Annotated in this window: 20 protein-coding genes and 1 tRNA gene; 19 read left to right on the top strand and 2 right to left on the bottom strand. The window is 62.0% G+C overall.

Annotated features, from left to right (window positions below; all coding sequences use genetic code 11):
* Nucleotides 1–226: 226 nt before the first annotated feature.
* From CZ345_RS03800 to lon, 5 genes are all read left to right on the top strand, one after another.
* Nucleotides 227–311: transfer RNA gene (locus CZ345_RS03800), tRNA-Leu, on the top strand.
* Between the two features lie 66 nt (nt 312–377).
* A complete protein-coding gene (gene tig / locus CZ345_RS03795) occupies nt 378–1,691 on the top strand; it encodes a trigger factor (RefSeq protein WP_077071876.1) in 1,314 nt (437 codons plus the stop codon).
* A 62-nt stretch (nt 1,692–1,753) separates the two neighbouring features.
* Nucleotides 1,754–2,365: an ATP-dependent Clp endopeptidase proteolytic subunit ClpP gene (gene clpP / locus CZ345_RS03790; RefSeq protein WP_077071875.1), complete on the top strand. Its 612-nt coding sequence runs from the start codon at nt 1,754–1,756 to the stop codon at nt 2,363–2,365.
* Nucleotides 2,362–3,585 (top strand): ATP-dependent Clp protease ATP-binding subunit ClpX, encoded by a 1,224-nt coding sequence (gene clpX / locus CZ345_RS03785; protein ID WP_077071874.1) that lies wholly within the window; start codon nt 2,362–2,364, stop codon nt 3,583–3,585. Before clpP ends, clpX begins: the two co-directional genes overlap by 4 nt.
* A 115-nt stretch (nt 3,586–3,700) precedes the next feature.
* Entirely contained in the window at nt 3,701–6,136 is a 2,436-nt protein-coding gene (gene lon, locus CZ345_RS03780; protein WP_077071873.1) for an endopeptidase La, read from the top strand.
* 90 nt (nt 6,137–6,226) lie between these two features.
* Here the strand turns inward: lon and CZ345_RS03775 are convergent, their stop codons facing one another.
* Together CZ345_RS03775 and CZ345_RS03770 are read right to left on the bottom strand one after the other, a co-directional pair.
* Nucleotides 6,227–8,518, bottom strand: coding sequence for a heavy metal translocating P-type ATPase (locus CZ345_RS03775; protein WP_077072002.1), 2,292 nt, complete (start codon nt 8,516–8,518; stop codon nt 6,227–6,229).
* Between the two features lie 249 nt (nt 8,519–8,767).
* Entirely contained in the window at nt 8,768–8,977 is a 210-nt protein-coding gene (locus tag CZ345_RS03770; RefSeq protein ID WP_077071872.1) for a heavy-metal-associated domain-containing protein, read from the bottom strand.
* Between the two features lie 138 nt (nt 8,978–9,115).
* Between CZ345_RS03770 and CZ345_RS03765 the strand changes: the two genes are divergently transcribed.
* The 14 genes from CZ345_RS03765 to CZ345_RS03700 all read left to right on the top strand — a co-directional run bounded on the left by CZ345_RS03765 (nt 9,116) and on the right by CZ345_RS03700 (nt 21,944).
* The gene (locus tag CZ345_RS03765; RefSeq protein ID WP_077071871.1) at nt 9,116–9,511 is read left to right on the top strand and encodes a winged helix-turn-helix transcriptional regulator; all 396 of its coding nucleotides are present in this window, start codon (nt 9,116–9,118) and stop codon (nt 9,509–9,511) included.
* Between the two features lie 142 nt (nt 9,512–9,653).
* Nucleotides 9,654–10,718 carry a hemolysin family protein gene (locus CZ345_RS03760; RefSeq protein ID WP_077071870.1) on the top strand — a complete coding sequence of 355 codons (1,065 nt, stop codon included), beginning with the start codon at nt 9,654–9,656 and terminating at the stop codon, nt 10,716–10,718.
* Between the two features lie 141 nt (nt 10,719–10,859).
* Nucleotides 10,860–11,273: a cytochrome c maturation protein CcmE gene (locus tag CZ345_RS03755; RefSeq protein WP_077071869.1), complete on the top strand. Its 414-nt coding sequence runs from the start codon at nt 10,860–10,862 to the stop codon at nt 11,271–11,273.
* 75 nt (nt 11,274–11,348) lie between these two features.
* Nucleotides 11,349–13,250: a heme lyase CcmF/NrfE family subunit gene (locus CZ345_RS03750; RefSeq protein ID WP_077071868.1), complete on the top strand. Its 1,902-nt coding sequence runs from the start codon at nt 11,349–11,351 to the stop codon at nt 13,248–13,250.
* A gap of 1 nt (nt 13,251) precedes the next feature.
* A complete protein-coding gene (locus CZ345_RS03745) occupies nt 13,252–13,890 on the top strand; it encodes an ABC transporter ATP-binding protein (protein WP_077071867.1) in 639 nt (212 codons plus the stop codon).
* Nucleotides 13,884–14,564: a heme exporter protein CcmB gene (locus CZ345_RS03740; RefSeq protein WP_077071866.1), complete on the top strand. Its 681-nt coding sequence runs from the start codon at nt 13,884–13,886 to the stop codon at nt 14,562–14,564. The genes CZ345_RS03745 and CZ345_RS03740 overlap by 7 nt, the downstream gene beginning before the upstream one ends.
* Nucleotides 14,564–15,262, top strand: a complete 699-nt coding sequence (locus CZ345_RS03735) for a cytochrome c biogenesis protein (protein WP_077071865.1) — start codon at nt 14,564–14,566, stop codon at nt 15,260–15,262. Before CZ345_RS03740 ends, CZ345_RS03735 begins: the two co-directional genes overlap by 1 nt.
* 28 nt (nt 15,263–15,290) lie before the next feature.
* Nucleotides 15,291–15,425, top strand: a complete 135-nt coding sequence (locus tag CZ345_RS03730; RefSeq protein ID WP_077071864.1) for a CcmD family protein — start codon at nt 15,291–15,293, stop codon at nt 15,423–15,425.
* Entirely contained in the window at nt 15,418–15,993 is a 576-nt protein-coding gene (locus CZ345_RS03725) for a tetratricopeptide repeat protein (protein WP_077071863.1), read from the top strand. Before CZ345_RS03730 ends, CZ345_RS03725 begins: the two co-directional genes overlap by 8 nt.
* The gene (gene mnmE, locus CZ345_RS03720; protein ID WP_077071862.1) at nt 15,990–17,399 is read left to right on the top strand and encodes a tRNA uridine-5-carboxymethylaminomethyl(34) synthesis GTPase MnmE; all 1,410 of its coding nucleotides are present in this window, start codon (nt 15,990–15,992) and stop codon (nt 17,397–17,399) included. Before CZ345_RS03725 ends, mnmE begins: the two co-directional genes overlap by 4 nt.
* Nucleotides 17,400–17,701: 302 nt before the next feature.
* Nucleotides 17,702–18,373 (top strand): 3'-5' exonuclease, encoded by a 672-nt coding sequence (locus CZ345_RS03715; RefSeq protein ID WP_083717113.1) that lies wholly within the window; start codon nt 17,702–17,704, stop codon nt 18,371–18,373.
* A gap of 221 nt (nt 18,374–18,594) precedes the next feature.
* Nucleotides 18,595–20,655, top strand: coding sequence for a DNA mismatch repair endonuclease MutL (gene mutL / locus CZ345_RS03710; RefSeq protein ID WP_077071861.1), 2,061 nt, complete (start codon nt 18,595–18,597; stop codon nt 20,653–20,655).
* A gap of 298 nt (nt 20,656–20,953) precedes the next feature.
* Nucleotides 20,954–21,217: an RNA recognition motif domain-containing protein gene (locus CZ345_RS03705; RefSeq protein ID WP_077071860.1), complete on the top strand. Its 264-nt coding sequence runs from the start codon at nt 20,954–20,956 to the stop codon at nt 21,215–21,217.
* Nucleotides 21,218–21,452: 235 nt separating this feature from the next.
* The gene (locus tag CZ345_RS03700; RefSeq protein ID WP_077071859.1) at nt 21,453–21,944 is read left to right on the top strand and encodes an outer membrane lipoprotein; all 492 of its coding nucleotides are present in this window, start codon (nt 21,453–21,455) and stop codon (nt 21,942–21,944) included.
* The last annotated feature ends 51 nt before the right edge of the window (nt 21,945–21,995 follow it).

The following is a 21,995-nucleotide window of genomic DNA, read 5'->3' as shown; positions in this document are numbered from 1 at the left end:
GGCCTGCCGGGAGCGTACAGCGTTCCGGGCGGGCCCTTCCTCTCAAGGGCGCAATTTTTCCGCCGCCGCTTCCGGTCACGGGAAAAAGAGGCCGGACGAAGCGCCTCCTCTGCCGGGTACGGGAAGGAAACGGAAGAGGCATAGTGCCGGGGGGCGGTGCAGGCTCTTGCTTCCGGCGCGAAGCTGTGTTAAATTCTTCGCCTTGCAGTATATATGGCTCTTGCGTGCGAGAGTGGCGAAACTGGCATACGCACTGGATTTAGGATCCAGCGGAGCAATCCTTGAGAGTTCAAGCCTCTCCTCTCGCACCATTTTTTGCGCCATTTCTCTGCCTTCCGGCAAGGCCGGGCAGATCATTCATAAGGAGTTTTACCGATATGGCTCACAGCATCGAAGTCGTTTCCCCCGTCTCCCGCAAAATCAGCGTGACCGTCCCGGCCGAGGAGGTCAATGCCGCTCTCAACGCCGCCGCCCGTGAAGTAGGCGCTTCCGTCACGCTGCCCGGCTTCCGCAAGGGCAAGGCTCCCGTGTCCGTCATTGAAAAGCGCTTTGCCGGGGAAGTGCTCTCCCGCGCTTCCGAAACGCTGGTGGAACGCCGCGTGGCCGACATTCTGAAGGAAGAGGACATCAAGCCCCTCTCCCGCCTGGACTACAACGGCGATCAGATCGTCCGCGGCAAGGACTTCTGCTTCTCCTTCTCCTTTGAAACCCTGCCCGACGACATCAAGCTCCCCGAAGACCTTTCCGCCCTCACCGTGGAAATGGATTCCTCCGAAGCCACCGAAGAAGAAGTGGAAGCCTTCACCAAGCGCCTGCTGAAGAGCACCGCCACGCTGGAAGAAGTGAAGGAAGAACGCCTTCCTGAAAACGGCGACATCGTCACCATCGACGTGGACGGCGAAGTGGACGGCAAGAGCGTGCCCGGCATGAAGGTGGAAAACTACAGCATCCAGCTTTCCGAACCCGCCGAAGGCAAGGAACTTTCCGAACTCGACAACATCATCCGCAGCCTGCATACGGGTGAGGAAGGCACCGGCACCATGGTCTGCCCCGAAGACCATATTGACGAAAGCCTGCGCGGCAAGACCGTGAACCTGAGCGTGAAGCTCATCAGAATCAGCCGCGAAATTCTGCCCGAACTCGACGAAGACTACGCCAAGAAGCTGGGCTTCCCTGATCTGGCCGCGCTGAAGAAGATGATCACCGATCAGGCGAACCACAACAAGGCTGCTTCCGCCCGCAGCGCCGCCGAGCAGAAGCTCATGGCTTCCGTGCTGGAAGGCCAGGAATTCCCCCTGCCCGAAGCCGTGGTCAAAAATCAGCAGGTTGAATACGAAAACGAGATACGCGAATATCTCGGCCAGCAGGGCCTGGACAAGGCCGCCATCGACGAAAGCCTCAAGAACATGGAAGGCGAAGTCCGCGCCCGCGGCGAAGAACGCGCCCGCGTGCAGGTGTTCCTTACCGCTCTCGCCCGCCGCGAAAAGCTTGAGGTTTCCGCTCAGGAAGTGGACATGCAGATCATGCAGATGGCCCGTGAATACAAGCAGGACTTCCGCAAGCTGCGCGAAGCCCTGTATCAGAACGGCGCCGTCAACGACATTCAGGACCGTATGCTGAACAGCAAGGCCATGAGCCTCATGTTCGACAAGGCCCAGAAGGTCGCTCCCGCCGAAGCCAAGGCCGAATAACGAATCAGGAAAGGATTCCCCGGCTTCACGGCCGGGGATTTCCTTTCTTAAGGAGCCCAGACGTGACTATTCCCTTTGTCATCGAATCCACCGGACGCGGAGAACGCTCGTACGACATCTACTCCCGTCTGCTCAAGGACCGCATCGTTCTTCTGTGCGACGAGGTCAACGACGCCACGGCCTCGCTTATCTGCGCCCAGCTGCTTTTTCTGGAATCGCAGGATCCTGAAAAGGAAATAAGCCTGTACATCAACAGCCCCGGCGGGTCGGTCACTGCGGGCATGGCCATTTACGACACCATGCAGTTCATCGCTCCCCCCGTGGCCACACTGTGCATCGGCCAGGCCGCCAGCATGGGAGCCTTCCTTCTTGCCGGGGGCGCCAGGGGGATGCGCTACAGCCTGCCCAACAGCCGCATCATGATCCATCAGCCTTCCGCCGGCGTGCAGGGCCAGATCACGGACATGGACATCCATGTACGCGAAGGCCTGCGCCTCAAGAAGAACCTGAACCGCATCCTTGCGGAAAACACCGGCAACAGCGTCTCGCGCATCGCCGCAGCCACGGAACGCGACAACTTCATGTCCGCCGAGGAAGCCCTCAAGTTCGGGCTCATCGACCGCATTCTCACCACCCGCCGCGACGTGGCGGACAAGGCAGGTCAGCAGGCATGAGCGACGAACAGAAAGAAATGCACTGCTCCTTCTGCGGAAAGAGCGGCTCCGAAGTGCGCCACTTCGTGACTCAGGGCGAAGTGTGCATCTGCGATGCCTGCGTGGCCGCCTGCGCCGAAATCATGGCGGAGCAGGACCACAGGGAAAGCGGTGTGGAAGCCGGCGAACTGCTCACCCCTCAGCAGATCAAGGCCCGGCTCGACGATTACGTCATCGGTCAGGAAAGGGCCAAGAAAATCCTTTCCGTGGCCGTGCACAACCACTACAAGCGCGTATTCCATGCCGGAGCCATCGAAGGCGTGGAGCTTGAAAAGAGCAACATTCTTCTGCTCGGCCCCTCGGGCAGCGGCAAGACGCTGCTCGCCCGCACGCTGGCCCGCGTGCTCAAGGTGCCCTTCGCCATTGCCGACGCCACCACCCTTACCGAAGCCGGCTATGTGGGCGAAGACGTGGAAAACATCCTCGTGCAGCTTCTTCAGAACGCCGACTACGACCTTGACGCCGCCTGCAAGGGCATTATCTATATCGACGAAATCGACAAGATTTCGCGCAAGGCCGACGGACCGTCCATCACCCGCGACGTGTCCGGCGAAGGCGTGCAGCAGGCTCTTTTGAAGATCATCGAAGGCACGGTGGCCAACATTCCGCCCAAGGGCGGGCGCAAGCACCCGCAGCAGGAGTTCATCCGCATGGATACCTCGAACATCCTGTTCATCATGGGCGGCGCCTTCATCGGGCTGGAAAAGCTGGTGGAATCGCGTTCGCGCGGAACCAGCATGGGCTTCGGCGCGCATATCGAGAAAAAGAGCGAACACCGCATAGGCGAGCTTCTCGATCAGGTGGTGCCCACCGATCTCGTGCAGTTCGGGCTTATTCCCGAATTCATCGGTCGTATTCCGGTCATCACCCATGTGGAAGAGCTCAGCGTGGACGATCTGCTGCGCGTCATGACCGAACCGAAGAACGCTCTGGTCAAGCAGTATCAGAAGCTCTTCGAGCTCGACGGCGTGACCCTGCGCTTTGAAGAAGAGGCCCTTCGCGCCGTGGCCGAGAAGGCCCTGGAAAACAAGACGGGCGCGCGCGGTCTCCGCAACGTGCTGGAAAACGTGATGCTCGACATCATGTACGAACTTCCCACCCTCAAGGACGTGACCGAGTGCGTCATCACCCGGGGCGTCATCGAGGGTACGGACAAGCCCATCCTTACGCACGCCGCGTAAAGGGTGGAACCGTTTTTCCCGGGGAGATTCCCCGGCCCCGGCAGTTGCGTTCCTGCTTCCCGGCCCTCCGGCCGGGCAGGGACGCAATTGCATACCGGGAACATTGAGGATCTCTATGGCTGAACAGACTCCGCTGGAATTGCCCATCATTACCCTGCGTGAAGTAGTGATGTTCCCTCATGCCGTGATGACGTTCCATGTCGGGCGTTCGGCTTCGGTGAGCGCCATCAACAGCGCCGTCACCGAATACGACAAGCAGATATTTCTGGTGGCGCAGACAAGCGCCGCCATCGAACGCCCCGGCCTTTCCGACCTGTTCCAGATGGGCGTGGTCAGCCGCGTGCTGCGCGCCGACCGCCTTCAGGACAATACCATCAAGCTCGTGTGCGAAGGCCTGTACCGCGCCACCTGGCTGCCCCTGAACGCGAGTTCCGCCTTCGGCGACCGCGCCTTCCCCCGCCTGCGCACCGTGCGCGTGGAGGAATCCATGGAAGAGGACGCCGAGCTTCCCGCCGTGGTGGAGGCTCTGCAGGACTCGCTTTCCGAAGCATGTCGTCAGAACCGCCGCATCACTCCCGAACAGCTCGCCGCCTTTGCGCTGCTCGACGATCCGGGCACGCTGGCCGACGCCGTGGCTCCCTGCCTCAAGGTGGACTACCTGCACAAGCAGGCCATTCTGGAAACGCTGGATCAGGGCAAGCGCCTGCGCCAGGTGTACGAATACCTGGGGGGCGAACTCATCGCCTCCGGCGTGGACAAGACCATCAAGAGCCGCGTCAAGGCGCAGATGGAACAGAACCAGAAGGAATACTACCTCACCGAGCAGCTCAAGGCCATCAACAAGGAACTGGGGCACGACGACATTCAGGCGGAAATCGTGGAACTTGAGGAAAAGCTCAAGGCCAAGAACATGCCTGAAGAGGCCCGCGAACGCGCCCTGCGCGAGGTCCGCAAGCTGCGTCAGATGCCTCCGGCCTCCTCGGAATATGTGGTGGCCAGAAACTATGTGGACTGGATCATCGACCTGCCCTGGAACGAGCTCAAGCCCGTGGACATCGACCTTGCAAAGGCCCGTTCCGTGCTCGACGGCGGACACTTCGGGCTGGAAAAGGCCAAGACCCGCATTCTGGAATACCTCGCGGTGCAGAAGCTTTCCGGTTCCCTCAAGGGGCCCATCCTCTGCCTTGTGGGGCCTCCCGGCGTAGGCAAGACCTCTCTTGCCAAGTCCATAGCCGAGGCCACGGGCCGCGAGTTCGTGCGCATTTCCCTGGGCGGCGTGCGCGACGAGGCCGAAATACGCGGACACCGGCGTACCTACATCGGCGCCCTGCCCGGCAAGATCATCATGGCGCTCAAGCGGGCAAAGTACAACAATCCCCTCTTCTGTCTCGATGAAATCGACAAGATGACGGTGGATTTCAGAGGCGACCCCGCTTCCGCCCTGCTGGAAGTGCTGGACCCCGAACAGAACTGCTCCTTCAACGACCATTACCTCGATATGGACTACGACCTTTCGCAGGTCTTCTTCATCACTACGGCCAATTCCATGCAGAGCATTCCCGCTCCGCTTCTCGACCGTATGGAGGTACTCGAGCTTTCCAGCTATCTGGAAGGCGAAAAGGTGCATATCGCACGGGATTTTCTGCTGCCGCGCCAATGGAAGCTGCACGGACTCAAGGCGGAAAACATGAATCTTTCCGACGAGGCTCTGCTCGATATCATCCGCTCCTACACCCGGGAATCGGGCGTGCGCAATCTGGAGAGGCAGATAGCCGCGCTGTGCCGCAAGACGGCCATACGCCTTGTGGATGCGGACGATTCCTCCCTCTGCGTATCCATAGAGGCCAGGGATCTGGAAGACTTCCTCGGCGTGAAGAAATACCGCTACGACGAGAAGGAAAACCATCCGCAGGCGGGCGTGGCCGCAGGGCTTGCCTATACCGGAGCAGGGGGCGACATTCTTTACATCGAAACCGTGGTCATGCCCGGCAACGGCAAGATTCAGGTCACGGGCAAGCTCGGCGAGGTGATGAAGGAATCCGCCCATGCGGCCTTCTCCTACATCCGTTCCCGTTCCAGCCTGCTCGGCCTGCGGCCCGACTTCTACAAGGATATCGACATCCATGTGCACGTTCCCGAAGGGGCCGTGCCCAAGGATGGGCCTTCCGCAGGCATCACGCTGGCCACGGCCCTTTCCTCCGCGCTGCTCGGCATTCCCGTACGCGACGATGTGTGCATGACGGGGGAAATCACCCTGCGCGGCCGCGTGCTGGCCATAGGCGGACTCCGGGAAAAGCTGCTTGCCGCAAGCCGCTCCGGCATGAAGACGGTGCTTGTGCCCGCCGACAACGAAAAGGACCTCAAGGACGTACCGGAAGAAATCCTCAAGACGCTGGACGTGCGCTTCGTACGCGATGCGGACGAGGTTCTTCCCCTCGCACTTCTCGCCTCGAAGGAGGAAATCTTCTCCGGCGAGGACACCCACGCCCTGATCCACTCCCTGCGGGCTTCCCGCAGCCTCAGTCAGGATCTCGGCGGAGCCGTGCTGTAGCGGGGAACCGCATATACCAAAAGGCCCGTCCGGCTGCTGCCGGGCGGGCCTTTCTTCATGCCGGGAAGAACAAGACTCCGGCCGTATGCGTTACCGGAACGTTCTCAGGCGCAGGGCGTTGAGCACCACGGACACCGAGGAAAGAGACATGGCCGCCCCCGCAAGCATGGGCGACATGGCGGGCCCGCCGAAAAGAAGCAGCACGCCGGCCGCCACGGGGACAAGAAGAATATTGTAGGCAAACGCCCAGAAGAGACTGAGGCGTATGTTGGAAAGTGTGGCGCGGCCCAGAGCAAGGGCCGTCTTCACGCCGGAAATGCCGCAGAGAAGCACCACATCCCCCGCTTCCATGGCCACGTCGATACCGGAGCCCATGGCCATGCCCACATGGGCGCGGGCCAGAGCGGGAGCATCGTTGATGCCGTCGCCCACCATGCCCACCAGGCGGCCTTCCGCCTGAAGAGCGGCAATGACCTTTTCCTTGCCATCGGGCCGTACTCCGGCCACCACCTCGTCGATGCCCGCCTTTGCGGCCACCGCCCGGGCGGTACGTTCATTGTCGCCGCTCAGCATCATGACGCGGCAGCCCATGGCGCGCAAATCGGAAATGACGCCGGGCGTTTCCTCCCGCAGGGGATCGGCCACGCCGAGCATGGCGACGATCCTGCCGTCCGCGGCGAGCAGAAGCGGGGTGCGCCCTTCATCGGCCAGAGCCGTCAGACGTGCCTTCCATTCGGAGGAAAGAGCCACGCCGTTTTCCTCAAGCAGACTTTCGTTGCCGAGATAGAGCGCACGGCCGTTCACCGTGCCCGTCACGCCCTGACCTCCGAGGGCGCGGAAGCCTTCCACGGCGGAAGGAGAAACGCCTCTTTCCCGCGCGCCTTCCAGCACGGCCCGGGCAAGGGGATGCTCGGAAACGGCTTCAAGGGATGCGGCAAGGGCAAGGGCCTCCTCTTCCGCCATGTCTTCGGCATAAAGGCTCATGAGGCGGGGACGGCCTTCCGTAAGCGTGCCCGTCTTGTCGAACACCAGCGTGTCGAGACGGCCGGAGTGTTCCAGCGCGGTGCCGTTCTTCATGAGCACGCCGAGCTGCGCGCCGCGCCCCGTGGCCACCATGATGGACATGGGCGTGGCAAGGCCCAGCGCACAGGGACAGGCCACCACCAGCACGGAAACAAAGACGCGAAGCGCCTCCCCGAAGGGCAGATGCCCGGCAAAGAGCCACAGAAGGGCGGCCAGCACGGCCACGGCAATGACGGCAGGCACGAAATAAAGACTGATGCGGTCGGCCATGCCTGCGATGGGAGCCTTGGAACCCTGCGCTTCGCGTACCAGATGAATGATGCGGGCAAGGGCCGTATCCGCGCCTACGCGCTTTGCTTCCATGACGAAGGAACCGCTTATGTTCAGGGTGCCCGCGTTCACTTCATCCCCCGCCGCCACTTCCACGGGAAGGGATTCGCCCGTGAGGCTGGACATGTCGAGAGAGGAGGAGCCTTCCGCCACCTCGCCGTCCACGGGAATGCGGGCGCCGGGCTTGATGAGCAGCCTGTCGCCGGGCATGACGGCACGCACGGGAATTTCCCTGACACTTCCGTCCTCAAGCACGCGCTCCACCTGTTCCGGCGTCAGCTCCATAAGGCCTCGTATGGCTTCGGAAGTGCGCGTGCGCGACACGGCCTCCATGTACTTGCCGAGAGAAATGAGGGCGATGAGCATACCCGCGGATTCGTAGTACAGGCCTGAAACGCCCGCGTGCACGGTCTCCGGCGTGACGGCAAAGGCTATCTCGAAGGTGCTCCACAGGCTGTAGAGAAGCGCGGCCCCCGTGCCCATGGCCACCAGGGAATCCATATTCGGCGCGCCCCGCAGAAGAAGCGGTATGCCGTGCCGGTAAAAATCACGGCCCGACCAGATGACGGGCAGCGTCAGAAACAGTTGAAACAGCGCGAAGACAAGGGGGCTTTCGTGCATGTCGAGGAAGGAAGGCAGGGGCAGGCCCCAGTGACTTCCCATGGCCACGAACACCAGCGGCACGGCAAAAAGAAATTCCGTAAAAAGGCGGCGTCGACGCAGGGCCAGATCCGCCCGGGTCTTTTCCTGTTCGCTTTCCCACAGGTCGTGTTCATCGGCGTCGGGAGGGAGGTAGGACGCGGTGAACCCCAGCCGGTGCACGCGCTCCGTCACTTCCTCGATGAAGGGCTCAAGTCCTCCCTCGAGCGCGCCTTCCGCCGGACGTATCTGCGCGGTACCGTCGGCCAGACTCACCGTGGCGCTGTCGATGTGCTCCATGGCGTTCAGCGCTCTCTGGGAACGGGCGGAGCAGGCCCCGCAGGCCATGCCTTCTATGCGGAACCTGAGAATATCGGGGCATTTTTCCATAAGTCCTGCCTTTTTCTGCGGGCCTTTCCGGGCGGGTCTTGCCGCCGCGCCGTCCTTCCCGTTGCACGAACGGGGTACGGACGGGCCCCTCAGCATGGGTATTCTGTATGTTCCGATCCGGCCATGGGGACAAAACATCCCGGGGGCGGAAAGACATGCTTCCGCCCTTTCTGCCGGAAACGGCTCCGGTCGAGCGTGCCGCTTCCTCAAAGGAGGCGGCACGCTCGGCCCGGAAAACGATTTCTCATCCTAGCGGATGTCCACCACCTGGAAGCCGAGGTCGTCCACGGCCTTTCTGAGTTCTTCGTCGGACACATTCTCCGCCGCTTCCATGACGGCGGTTTTGGCGGCAAGATCCACCGTCACGGCGGAAACGCCGGAAACGGCGCTCAGAGCCTTTTCCACATTGGCCGAGCAGTGGGGGCAACGCATTCCTTCAATGGTCATGACTTTCTTCATGGCTGTATTCTCCTCGTATCGGGGCGGACAAGACGCGGCCCGCCGCGTTTTCGTTGACTTGCCTTTCTTTTACAGCTATGGATATGCTATTCGCAAGAATGTACTTTTTTGATAGATAGTACCTGAAAGGATACCGTTATGAACGACGCGAAAGGCTGCCGTGCACACGGCGGCGACCTTCCCTCCGCCGCAGAACTGCACTGCCCCGTGGAAGCCACTCTCGGCATGATCGGCGGCAAATACAAGACGCTTATTTTATGGAAGCTCATCTCCGGCCCCATGCGCTTTTCCGAACTGCGCCGCACCGTCCCCGGAGCCACGCCGAAAATGCTCACCCAGCAGCTCCGCGAACTGGAAAGGGACGGGCTCGTACACAGGGAAATCTTTCCCGTCATTCCCCCGCGTGTGGAATATTCGCTTACGGAATTCGGCAGAACCATACGCCCCGTGCTGGAAGCCATGTACGCCTGGGGCAGCACCTGCCTGGCCCGAAAGGGGCTTTGCGTCAACTGTTCCATGGAGCCTCTGCCCTGAGCAAGGCAGACATCCGGCACTCTCCCGGCCTGTGCCCCGGAGCGACCGCATTTCCCTGCTGCGGGAACGTCTCCGCCATTGCCGGAGCGGCATTCTTCGGCTACCATCGTATTCCGTCAACCTTATAACCCCGGCCCGTATCATGACCGCGCTCATCATCACCGTCGTTCTGGCACTTTCCATCTCCGCCCTCTGTTCCACCATGGAGGCCATGCTCTATTCCATTCCGTGGACCACGCTTGAAAAGATGAAGGAATCCGGCTCCCGCGCCGGCAGACTTCTCTATCACATGCGCTCCAACGTGGATCAGCCCATCTCCGCCATCCTCACCCTGAACACCATCGCCAACACGGCGGGCGCATCCCTTGCGGGCGCCCTGGCCGCAGGCGCCCTCGGTGCGGAAAACATGCCCTATTTCGCGGCGCTGTTCACCGTGCTCGTGCTGCTTTTCGGGGAAATCATTCCCAAAACGCTGGGCGTCTCCTACCCCGGGATACTGGGCCGCCTTCTGGCCTTCCCGCTCTTTATCATGACCGTCATTCTCCGCCCGGCCACCTGGCTTTCCGGCCAGATCACGAAGCTCATCACGCCCAAGGAATCCGGCCCCGAAGCCACGGAAGACGACATCAACGCCATGGCCCGCATCTCGCGGCAGGCAGGCGTCATCCAGAGCTATGAGGAAACCGCCATCCGCAACATTCTTGCGCTGGACCAGAAGCGCGTGCACGACGTGATGACCCCGCGCACCGTGGTCTTTTCCCTGCCGGAAGACTGTACCGTGGAGCAGGCCTACGCCATCCCCTCCTTCTGGAACTTCAGCCGCATCCCCGTCTATGCCGAGGACAACGAAGACATCGTGGGCCTCGTGCTCCGGCGCGACGTGGTGCTGCACCGCGATGCGGACGACGGAGAGATGAGGCTCGGAGAAATCATGCAGCCCGTGCACTTCGTGCTCGAATCGCTCACGCTCGACAAGGTGCTCACGGAATTTCTGGAACGCCGTCAGCATCTTTTCGCCGTGCTCGACGAATTCGGCGGCCTTGCGGGCGTCATTTCTCTGGAAGACGTAATGGAAGAACTGCTCGGCCGTGAAATCGTGGACGAAAGCGACCTTGCCGCCGATCTGCGTGCCGTGGCCCGGAGCCGCCGCGCCAGGACGACGGCCTCCGCCAGAGTGGAAAATACGCAGAGCGATAAACAGGAATAATTCCTACTTGCAAGACGGGAATAAATCTGTCAGAGTCCTTCCGGGACAGGAAGCAACAGGGCCCGGCCCCTGTTTTTCCCTGTGACTCACGTCACTGAAAACAGCCGCCGGCTGAACGATGCTCATAGCCCAGGAGGCGACATGTCGACGAAAAAGAAGAACCTTTCCATATACCTTGCCGCGTTCGCCCTTTTCGCCGGAGGGGCGGGTTTCATGCTGTGGTCGGCCCTTTCCGAAGGGACCATGTATCACCTCAACGTCTCGGAAGCCGTGGCCATGCCTTCGGAAAAGCTGAAGTCCGCAAGGCTGTTCGGCGTGGCGGCGGGAGACATCGTCAAGCCTGAAAACGGGCTCGGCGCAAGCTTCACGCTGCTTGATCTGGAACATCCCGACAAGGGTATCCGCGTGCACTACCGCGGCGTTCTGCCCGACACCTTCGACAAGGGCGCGGAAGTAATTGTGGAGGGCCGCATGGAAGGCGCGGACTTCACGGCCAAAACGCTCATGACCAAGTGCCCTTCCAAGTATGAAAAAAGCAACAGGGAAAAGGCCTGAACCATAAAAACGCGCCCCATACGCGCGTTTTTTTGAGGCCCTTTCAGCCCGCGATCCCGCTTTTCAGGAGACGCCATGTATCTTGCCGCCTATATCTGTCTGCTCGCCACCCTGTTTTTCTCCCTGGCCGGAGGCGCCGTCGGCACGGCGCAGCTCTGGCAGGGCAAAACTTCCGAACTGCGCTGGCTCGAATACGCGCAGGCCGCCGGTTCCCTCTGCCTTCTTGTCTCTTCCGGCATTCTCATGTATGCGCTCGTGATCAGCGACTTCTCTCTGGACTATGTGGCGAACTATACCGACAGGGCGCTTTCCCTGTTCTACCGCTGCACAGCCTTCTGGGGCGGGCATGAAGGCTCCCTGCTTTTCTGGGCGCTCATGGTTTCGGTATGCGGCACGGCCTTTCTCTTCACGCGCACCTACCGTTCCCTTTCCGCCGAAACGAAAAGCTGGTTTCTGGTCTTCTTCCTTGCCGTCATGGCCTTTTTCGGTCTTCTGCTCTCCACCTGGAGCAATCCCTTCCTGCGCAGTCTTCCCGCTCCGGCGGACGGCTACGGCCTGAATCCCCTGCTCCAGAACCCGGGCATGATCTTTCACCCGCCGCTGCTCTTTCTGGGCTACGGCGGCTTCGTCATTCCCGGCTGCCTCGCTCTGGCGCAGGCCATGAGCACGCAGAAGGACCCCATGCACTGGATAGAGGTGGCCCGTCCCTTCACCCTTACCGGCTGGCTCTTCCTCACGGCGGGCATCGTACTCGGCGGCTGGTGGGCCTACATGGAACTGGGCTGGGGCGGCTACTGGGCATGGGACCCCGTGGAAAACGCCTCGCTCCTGCCCTGGCTCATCGGCACGGCCGCCCTGCACACCTGCCTTATGGAAACGCGGCGCGGCAAACTGCACCGCGTGAACATCTTCCTCATGAGCCTCACCACGGTTTCGGCCTTCTTCGCCACCTATCTGGTGCGCGGCGGGGTGGTCAATTCCGTGCACGCCTTCGGCGGCAACGGCACGGGCCCCTATCTGCTCTTCTTCGTGCTGGCTTTTCTGCTCATCATCAGCGTGATCTCCCTTCTGGCGAAGGATGAGAACGCGAAGGAACTCGGCGGACTGGAAACGCGCGAGGGCTTCGTGGTCATGACGGTGTGGCTGCTCATGGCCATCGGCCTCATCATTCTTCTCGCCACGCTCTGGCCCGTCATCAGCACGCTCTGGTCGGACCGTTCCATGGGGCTCGACCAGCACTTCTACAACAGCGTATGCCTGCCGCTCTTCACGGTGCTTCTCGCGCTGCTTCTCATCTGCCCGTGGATACGCTGGCAGGGCGGCACGCGCAACTGGCGCAGGCTCGTCATCGTGGCCGCGGCCTTCTGCGGCGCGCTCGTCATCTACTGGCGCGCGGGCGTCACGCAGGCGCTGCCGCTCATGTCCGCCTCGCTGAGCACGGCCCTGCTGGTGAGCATGGGTCTGCTGTTCATGGAAAAATCCGTGCGTGCCTGGCGGCCCTCGCTCATGGCCTGCATCGTTCATGCAAGTCTGGCCCTCGTGGCCCTCGGCATCTCCTTTTCCGGCCCCTACAAGCAGGAAGTGGAAATGGAACTTGCCAGGGGCGGCGTCGCCCGGGTCGGGCAGTATGAAGTGACGCTTCTGAACCTTTATGAAGGCAGAGACGCCACGTTCGAATTCATCGAAGCGGAACTGCAGCTCGCTTCGGACGGCAAGGTCATCGGCACCATATCGCCGCAGCGCCGTCTGTACGACAAGTTCCCGAGTTCCGCCTTTTCCGAAGCCACCACCTATCCCTCTCTGGGAAGCGAATTCTACGTCACGCTTCTCGGCATCAACGGCGGCCGCGCGGTGCTCCGCATGAGTTCCAACCCGCTCGTGAACTGGCTGTGGATAGGTGGCGCGCTCATGAGCCTCGCCCCTTTCATAGCCCTGGGACGCAGACGTCGTCCGGAAAATCAGAGCGCGGAAGACTGAGATGGACGGCGCACTTCTGGAACTTACCGACGTGGCCAAGGCCTTCGGGCCGAGGCTTCTCTTCCGCCGTGTGAATGTGTCTCTCATGCCCGGCACCCTTTCCCTTCTTGCGGGGGCCAACGGCGCGGGCAAATCCACGCTCATGCGCATCATGGCCGGACTCACCCGGCCGGACGCAGGCACGGTAACGCGCCGTGTGCCGGAAGAAAGGCTGGGCTACATGGCCCATGCCACCTTTCTCTACCCCGGACTGGACGCCGAGGAGAACCTGCTTTTCTGGGCGCGCGCCGCAGGACTGGACCATGCGGAGGAAAGGGCGAAAAACGCCCTCGCGCGCGTGGGACTTGCCCGGCACGCCCATGAGCGGGCGGGCGTCTTTTCCCGGGGCATGGCGCAGCGCCTCAACCTTGCGCGGCTTCTCCTTGCCGAGCCCATGCTCATTCTGCTGGACGAACCCGCCACGGGGCTCGACGTTTCCTCCCGGAGAATGCTCATGGAACTCATGCTTGAAGCGCGCGGCCGCGGGGCCGCCGTACTGTGGATAAGCCACGACCTTGCGGAAGACGCCCCCCATGCCGACGCCGTTCTCACGCTGGAGGCACGTTCGCTGACGAAAAGCGAAGGAGGCGTCTTGTGCTGAAATGCGCCCTTGCCGTCTACCGGAAGGATCTGAAACTCATACTCGCCCGGGGGGCGGGTCTTCTTCAGGCCCTGCTTCTGGGGCTTCTGCTCGTATTCCTGTTCAGCCTTTCCCTGAACGCGGGCGACAGACTCAGCCCGCAGGCGGCCGCAGCCATGTTCTGGCTGGCCTCGGCCTTCTGTCAGGTGCTCATCTTCAACATGCTCTACGCCGTGGAGGAAACCGCGCAGGCCCGCATCGGCCTGGTGCTGCTTCCCGCGCCGGTGCAGGCCGTATGGCTGGGCAAGGCCATGGCGGGTTTTCTGCTGCTCACCGCGGCGCAGTGCGTGTTCATTCCCTCCGTATTCGTCTTTCTCGGCCAGCATCTCGGGCCGGGATGGCTTCCCGCGCTTGCGGGCATAGCCCTCGGCAATGCGGGCATGGCCGCGTCGGGTTCCCTGCTCGGCGCGCTTTCCGTGGGCCGTTCCGGGAGGGAATCTCTGCTTTCCATCGTACTTTTCCCCCTGCTCGTGCCCATGCTCCTTGCCGGAGTACGCCTCGCCTCCATGGGGCTGGACCCGGAACCCATGATGGAAGACGCCTCCCGATGGCTGGGCCTTGCCGCCGCCTTCGACGGGCTGTTTCTTGCCGCCGGCCTTCTGCTTTTCCCCTTCGTCTACAGCGGAGATGACTGATGAAGCGTTCCCCCACCGCGTTGTTCGCCGTTCTCGGCGCCCTTGCCCTGGCCTTCTGCCAGTGGCTCATCTATGTGTACGCCCCGGAAGAACAGGTCATGGGACTTGTTCAGAAAATCTTCTACATCCACCTGCCCCTGGCCTGGTGGGGACTCATCAGCTTCGGCGTTTCCTGCATTGCGGGCATTGCCTACCTTAAAAGCGGCAAGGTGAAATACGATCTGCTTTCCGCCTCCGCCGTGGAAATCGGTATGCTCTTCTGCACCCTCACGCTGGTGACCGGTTCCATCTGGGGACGGCATTCCTGGGGGGTGTGGTGGACGTGGGACCCCCGCCTGACCACGGCGCTCATCCTGTGGTTCATCTACGCCGGCTGCATGGCGCTGCGCTCCATGCCCATGCCGGAAGGACGCCGCGCCTCCCTCTGCGCCGTGGTGTCCATTGCGGGCTTTCTCGATGTTCCGCTGGTCTTCTTCTCGGCAAGGCTGTGGCGTTCCATCCACCCTTCCGTCTTCGCCTCGCAGGGCGGCGGACTGGAACCGGAAATGGCCGTCACCGTGGCGGCCTGCGTCATGAGCTTTTTCTTCATCTGGCTCGCCATGCTCCTTCTGCGCTACAGGCAGCGGCTCCTTTCCCGCAGGCTGGATGAACTCTTCTTCGAACGTATGATGGAAGAATCGGAAAACGAACAACACTGATACCGCGCCGGAAGGCGGGAGATATCCTATGACTGCTGTTACCTGGCTCATGGCGGCCAACGCCGCGCTCTGGATAGGACTGGGGCTTTACACGGCCTTCCTGGCCGCAGAACAGAAAAGGCTGGAACGCCGTATGGCTCAGTGGGAGGCCGATCATGACTGAAGCCTCCCGCCGTATCGTGCTCGGTGCGCTCGCTCTGGGAATAGGCGCGATGTTCGCCCTTTCTCTGGCCTGGCGCATGGGCGACCATCCTCTCGTCCGTCAGAACACCCGCCCCGCGGCACAGGCTTCCCCGGCGCAGGCCCCTGCCGAGGTGCAGGCCGATTCGCCGGAACATGAGGCCGTCATGGCGCTCATGCAGAAGCTGCAGAGCAACCCCAACGACGTGGATACGCTGCTGCACCTTGCGAGCCTGTTCGCCGAACGGGGCGACAACGATGCGGCGCGGAACATGGCCGAACGCGCGGGCGTGGCCGCGCCTTCCGATCATCGCCCGGCCTACCTTATGGGCGTTCTGCTCGCCCGTGAGGAAAAATGGAAGGAAGCCGCGGAGAGCCTTGAACGCTCCCTCCATCTGAAGGACGACGCCGCCACCCGCTACAGCCTCGCCGTCATTTACCGCTATCATATGAACGAGGAGGCGAAGGCCCGCGAAAACTACGAAGTCGCGGCAAAAATCTGCGAAGATCCGGCCCTCTCCTCCATGATCCGCGCGGAGCTGGAAAAATGAGCGAAGGCCACTTCCGAGCCGATGCCGACACCATTGCGGCCATAGCCACCGCCCCGGGCGCGGGCGGCGTGGGCGTCATACGCATATCGGGGCCGAAGGCTCACGACATTCTTCTTTCCCTGTTCCGGCCCTCCGCGCCGTCCTTCCGCGATTTCACCCCGCGTATGCTGCATCACGGACGCATACTGGACGCGCAGAACCGCGAGGCCGACGAGGCGCTTGTCGTCTTCTTCAAGGCTCCGCACTCCTTTACCGGAGAAGACTGCGCCGAAATACAGGGGCACGGCGGCGTCGCCGTGCTTTCCGCCCTGCTCGAATCCGTGCTTTCCCGGGGGGCGCGCATGGCGGAACGGGGCGAATTCACCCGCCGCGCCTTCCTGAACGGCCGCATGGATCTTTCCCAGGCCGAGGCCGTGGCGGAACTCATCGCCGCGCCCTCGCGCGAGGGCGTGTACCTTGCTTCCGCCAAGCTCGACGGTCTGCTCGGCCGCAAGGTTCAGGCCCTGCGCGACAGGCTGGAATACCTGCGGCAGAGGGTATGCCTTGCCATCGACTTTCCCGAAGAAGAAGGCGAATGCCTGCCCCCGCAGGAATTTTCCGCCATCACGCGGGAAGTGGCGCAGGGCATACACGCGCTCCTTGCAGGGTACGAACGCGCCCGCTGCTGGCGCGAAGGCGCGCTTGTGGTGCTGGCCGGGCAGGTGAACGCGGGCAAATCCAGCCTGATGAACGCCTTCCTCGGCAGGCCCCGGGCCATCGTCACGGAAAAGCCGGGCACCACGCGCGACTATCTGGAAGAAATGACCACGCTCGCGGGGCTGCCGGTGCGCCTTGTGGATACGGCAGGCCTGCGGGAAAACAGCGAAGACAGCATAGAACTTGAGGGAATGCGCCGCGGGCGCGAACTGGCCGAAAATGCGCGCTGCGTGCTCATCGTGCTGGACGGCACCCGTGCGGCGGAAGGCGACGCTCCGGCCGCCTTCGAGGCGGAAAAGGCACTGATTCATGCTCTCGGGCCGCAGCGCTGCATCGCGGTATGGAACAAGGCCGATCTGACGCCCCCGCCCCCCGGTCTGGAAAGCTTCCACGGCGCGCGCCTCATGCCCGTTTCCGCACGCGAAGGAACAGGCATAGACGAGCTGTGCGCGGCCGTCCGCGCCCTCTGCCTTGCCGATGAGACGCCGCAGGAAGGGGAAACAGCCCCGAACCTCCGTCAGGCGAACCAGCTCCGCAAGGCGCTTCACGCGCTGGAGGAGCTCGATGCGGCCATCGCCCTTTCCGTGCCGCCCGATCTTTGCAGCATTCATCTCGAAGCCGCCTCCGCCCATCTTGCGGACATCACGGGCCTGAACAGTACGGAAGATACGCTGAACGCCATCTTCGATTCCTTCTGCATCGGCAAGTAATGCCTTTCCCTGGCCCGGCCCCGCGCCGGGCCTTTGTTTTCCCCCTCGAAAAAGACAGAAACGACCATGGACTGCGCGGTATCGGCGCGCTTTTGCAAGCCGTCTGCAAAAGCGCCTGTTTCCGACGTGGATTTCCGCCCCGCCGGCACGTCTGCGTCGTGAAAAGCGCCCTTCTTCCGCCTTTTCGCCGCGACGGACGGCCGGGAAGGGGAAAAACAGCCTCTTTTTCCCCTTCCCATGCCGCTGCGGGCATCTTGCCCCCCCGGTTTTTCCATGATAAGGCTTGCAAGCAAGGTTTAATTATGCCCGTCGATACCGTTTCCCCTTCCCGCAGGTCCAAAAAGCAGGCGCTTTCGCCTGTTGTTCTTCAGCCGTGCCTGAGCAAGGAGGAAATCAATCTCCTGCCCATTCAGGCATGGGAAGGCCCCGTGGTGCTGGTACAGGACGAGCAAACCCTTGCAGAAGCGCTGAACGTGCTCCGGCAGGAGCCTGTGCTCGGCTTCGATACGGAAACACGCCCCACCTTCACCAAGGGCAAAACCTGCCGCCCCGCGCTCATACAGCTTGCCACGGCGGAAACGGCCTATCTCATACAGCTTACGCATCTGCCCTTCAGCGAAGACATTGCCGAACTGCTTTCCTCCCCCCGTGTGCTGAAGGTCGGCGTAGCCATTCACGACGACATGAAGGCGCTTGCCCGCATCCATCCCTTCACGGCCGACGGCGTGGTGGATCTGGCCGTCATGGCCCGGGCCAGGGGCATTCAGGCTCAGGGCCTGCGTACCCTTGCCGCCAACCTTCTGGGGTTCCGCATCAGCAAAAGCGCCCAATGCTCCAACTGGGAAAACCACGAGCTCACTCCCCAGCAGATCAAATACGCCGCCACCGATGCCTGGGTGGGACGCGAGCTTTACTTCCGTATGCTCCGCATGGGCGTGCAGAATCCGCGGGCAAAGCGTTCCCCCTCGGCCTGAAAGGTCCGCTCTCCCGTCTGACGCGCCCTTCCGGCCGTCTTCCCCTCTTCCCTGTCCCTCACCGCTCCGGTCTTCGGGCTGCGCCATGCTTTTCCCTGCATAGGGCGCCCGCCCCCGAAGACAAGGCCGCACCGCAGACTCCCCTTCCTTGACTTTCTCATGATTCATCCGAAAAATAGACAAGCATTCCGCCGTGCCGTCACATCCTTCCCGAGGTTCGCATGAACACTTCCCCCCAAAAGACCATACGCCTGCTGCCGCCGGAACTTTCCAACCAGATCGCCGCAGGCGAAGTGGTGGAACGCCCGGCCAGTGTCGTCAAGGAACTTGTGGAAAACAGCCTCGACGCCGGTGCCACCAGCATCACCGTGGAACTGGAAAACGGCGGCCAGACCCTGATCCGCGTCACGGACAACGGCCGGGGCATAGGGGCCGACCAGCTCGAGCTTGCCGTTACCCGCCATGCCACCAGCAAGATTGCCGACATGGGCGACCTTCTGAACATCGATTCCTACGGCTTCCGGGGCGAGGCCCTGCCCAGCATCGCCTCCGTATCCCGCTTCCGCATGATATCCGCCCCGCAGGAAGAAGACGGCAGCACGGGCGAGGCGGCCTGCATCGAAGTCGTCTACGGCGCCATGAAGCCCGTTTTTCCCGCAGCGCTCAATCAGGGCACGCTGGTGGAAGTGGCCGAACTCTTCTCCAACATTCCCGCGCGCCTCAAGTTCCTGAAAAGCCCGGCCACGGAACAGAAAAAGGCGCAGGAACTCTTTACCCGCATCGCCCTTGCCCGTACGGACGCAGGCTTCACCCTGAAGGCCGGAGGCCGGGAAGTCATACGTTTCGAGGCGGGACAGAACCTTGCCCGGCGCATGGGGGTGCTGTGGCCCCCCGCCATTGTGGACGCGCTGCGCCCCTTCGATATTCATGTGTCGGACATGCATCTTTACGGCCTTACGTCCGACCCCCGCTCCTCGCAGCCCCGTGCCGACAGAATGCTCTTCTACGTCAACGGCCGCGCCGTGAACGACAAGCTGCTCATGCGCGCCGTGCGGCAGGCCTATCAGGGCAGGCTCACCAGCCGCGACTACCCGCAGACCGTGCTCTTTCTCGATCTTCCCGCTCCCGAGGTGGACGTGAACGTACACCCTGCCAAGAACGAGGTACGCTTCCGCGACGAACAGGCCGTGTTCTCGGCGGTACTGCGCGCCGTGAACCACGCTCTTGCCGGTGTTCCTCTTGCCTCGGAACGCTTTGCGGAGCGCTTTGAAGAGCCTTCTCCCACTCCCCCGTCCGCGCTTTTCTCCGCGCCCGCAGCCAAAAGCGCTCCCGCACAGGCGGAACGCCCGGTCCGTCCGCTGGGTTTCTGGGGCGAGGCCGACGCCGTGCGCGTCATGCCGAAGCGGCAAAAACCTCAACCTCTGCCCGAAGAGGAAGTCGTGTTCGTCAAGAACAGCCTGTGCGAACCCTTCATGCCCGAGCGGGACTTCCGTACCGGACTCCCCAACCCCGCCCATCCGGCAAACAGCACACCGCCTGCCGCAGCGCAGCCCATGCCTGCACCTTCCCCGGCTGCGCCTTCTGCACGGAAAAAGGACGAAACAGCGGAAAAGCCTCTGCCCGCCCGGGAACGCCTGCTGCCGGAAAACAAGGATTCCGTTCCCCTCAAACTGGAGGCCGAGGCTGAACCCGAACCGGTAAAGGAATCTTCCCGCCCGGACGTTTCCCCGCTTCAGGGTTTCCGTTATCTGGGACAGGTGGCGCGCACCTATCTTGTGCTCTCGCAGAACGACGATACGCTGCTTCTTCTCGATCAGCACGCCATGCACGAACGCATTTTCTACGAAAAATTCCGTGAAAACGGCTCGCGGGGGGTGGCGCGTCCCCTGCTGGTTCCCCTGGAAATGGATCTGCACCCTGCGGAAAAGGAACGCTTTCTGGAACTGGAACAGACGCTGACCCGGCTCGGCTTTGAAGCCTCCTGCCGGGGCAACCGTCTCTCGGTACGGGCCATGCCCCCGGAAATGGAGCGTTCCGACGCTTCCGCCTTCCTGCGGGAAGCGCTTTCCGGCCGGGTGGACGACCTCACCTCCGTATGGATACATCACGCCTGCGCCACGGCCATACGCGCGGGGCAGCACCTCAGCCCCGACGACGCCATGCAGCTCGTGCGGCAGTGGCTGCGTACCGAAGAACCGGATTTCTGTCCCCACGGCAGGCCCTGCGCCGTAACCCTGGAAAAGGCCGACCTCGAAAAGCTCTTCAAGCGCAGGCAGGCCTGATTCCGCAAAAAAACGCGGCAAAACGCTCCCTTTTCTTATGTTGCGCGGCTTTAAAAAGATATCCGTATGATATCACTTGCCTTATTTCCTTTCTTTTTTTCAGGGAAGCGCAACGCGGAGCAGGCAGTATCAAAAAAAATTCTTCCATCCCCCCTGATAAATGAGAAAAAAATACCAAATACGCATTGACTTGCTTTTTCCGTTGGGGCATACCTGATAGACAGGAGAGACACTCTGGGCAATCGGTTTGCCGGAGCAGGGTGTGGGTTTTAGATTTCTTTTGTGTGAGGTTTTTCTCATGGCCAAGTCTATTTATGTCGGGAATCTTCCCTGGTCCGCCACCGAAGAGCAGGTTCAGAATCTTTTCGCCCCTTACGGCGCCGTGCTCTCCGTAAAACTGGTGAACGACCGTGAAACCGGCCGTGCCCGTGGTTTTGGTTTTGTTGAAATGGAAGATCCCGCCGCAGCCGCCGCCATTGAAGCTCTGGACAACACCAGCTTCGGCGGCCGTACCCTGCGTGTCAATGAAGCGAAGCCTCGCGCTCCCCGCCCCCGCTACTGATAGCCCGGGCTGATCAGCAGCTTTTCACTCCCCGGTTCGCCGGGGTTTTTCATTTAAAAGGCCCCGCGCCCGCGCTTCGGAAAGCGCCTTTCCCTCAGCCTCGCCCTTCCCTGAAAAAAAGCCCTGCGCTGCAGGCTTTCCCTTACAGATACGGCTTCATCTTAACTGGACATTCCACACAAGCTGGTTATGATGGAGCCATTCTTGCTTCCAACCTGCCCCACAGGAGGCTTTTATGCATTTTCGCTCACCGGCGGCCTTTCTTCTGGCCGCGGCCATGGTCGCAACGCTGCCCGTCCTGCCCGGCTGCGGGCCTCATCTGGGCGGTTACGACTATAATGCAGGCGAAGCCCGCCAGTCCTTCAGCGTCTACTACGGTACCGCCACCAACGTGCAGGAAGTGAACATCAACAGCCAGTCCGACACGAAGCAGACCGTGGGCGCCGTCATCGGCGCCGTGGCGGGCGGGGTGATCGGCAGCACCATAGGCAGCGGAAGCGGGCGCACCCTGGCCACCGTGGGCGGAGCTCTTCTCGGCGGCGCAGCCGGGGCGGGGGCGGGCAATCTCGCCTCCCGGCAGACGGGACTTCAGATCACCGTGCGTTACGACAACGGCGGTGCCGAGGAAGTCATCGTTCAGGGCAGCGATCCCTACATCACCCCCGGTCAGAGAGTACGCGTCGTCGTGAGCGCCACGGGTTCCCGCAGGGTCGAACCCGCGTACTGAGCCGTTCCGGGCCATATTTACCCTTTTCAGCAACACTATCTATTCTGGGAG

The sequence above is a fragment of the Mailhella massiliensis genome (assembly GCF_900155525.1).
GTDB lineage: Bacteria > Desulfobacterota > Desulfovibrionia > Desulfovibrionales > Desulfovibrionaceae > Mailhella > Mailhella massiliensis.
This window is presented reverse-complemented; position numbering and strand designations above follow the sequence as displayed.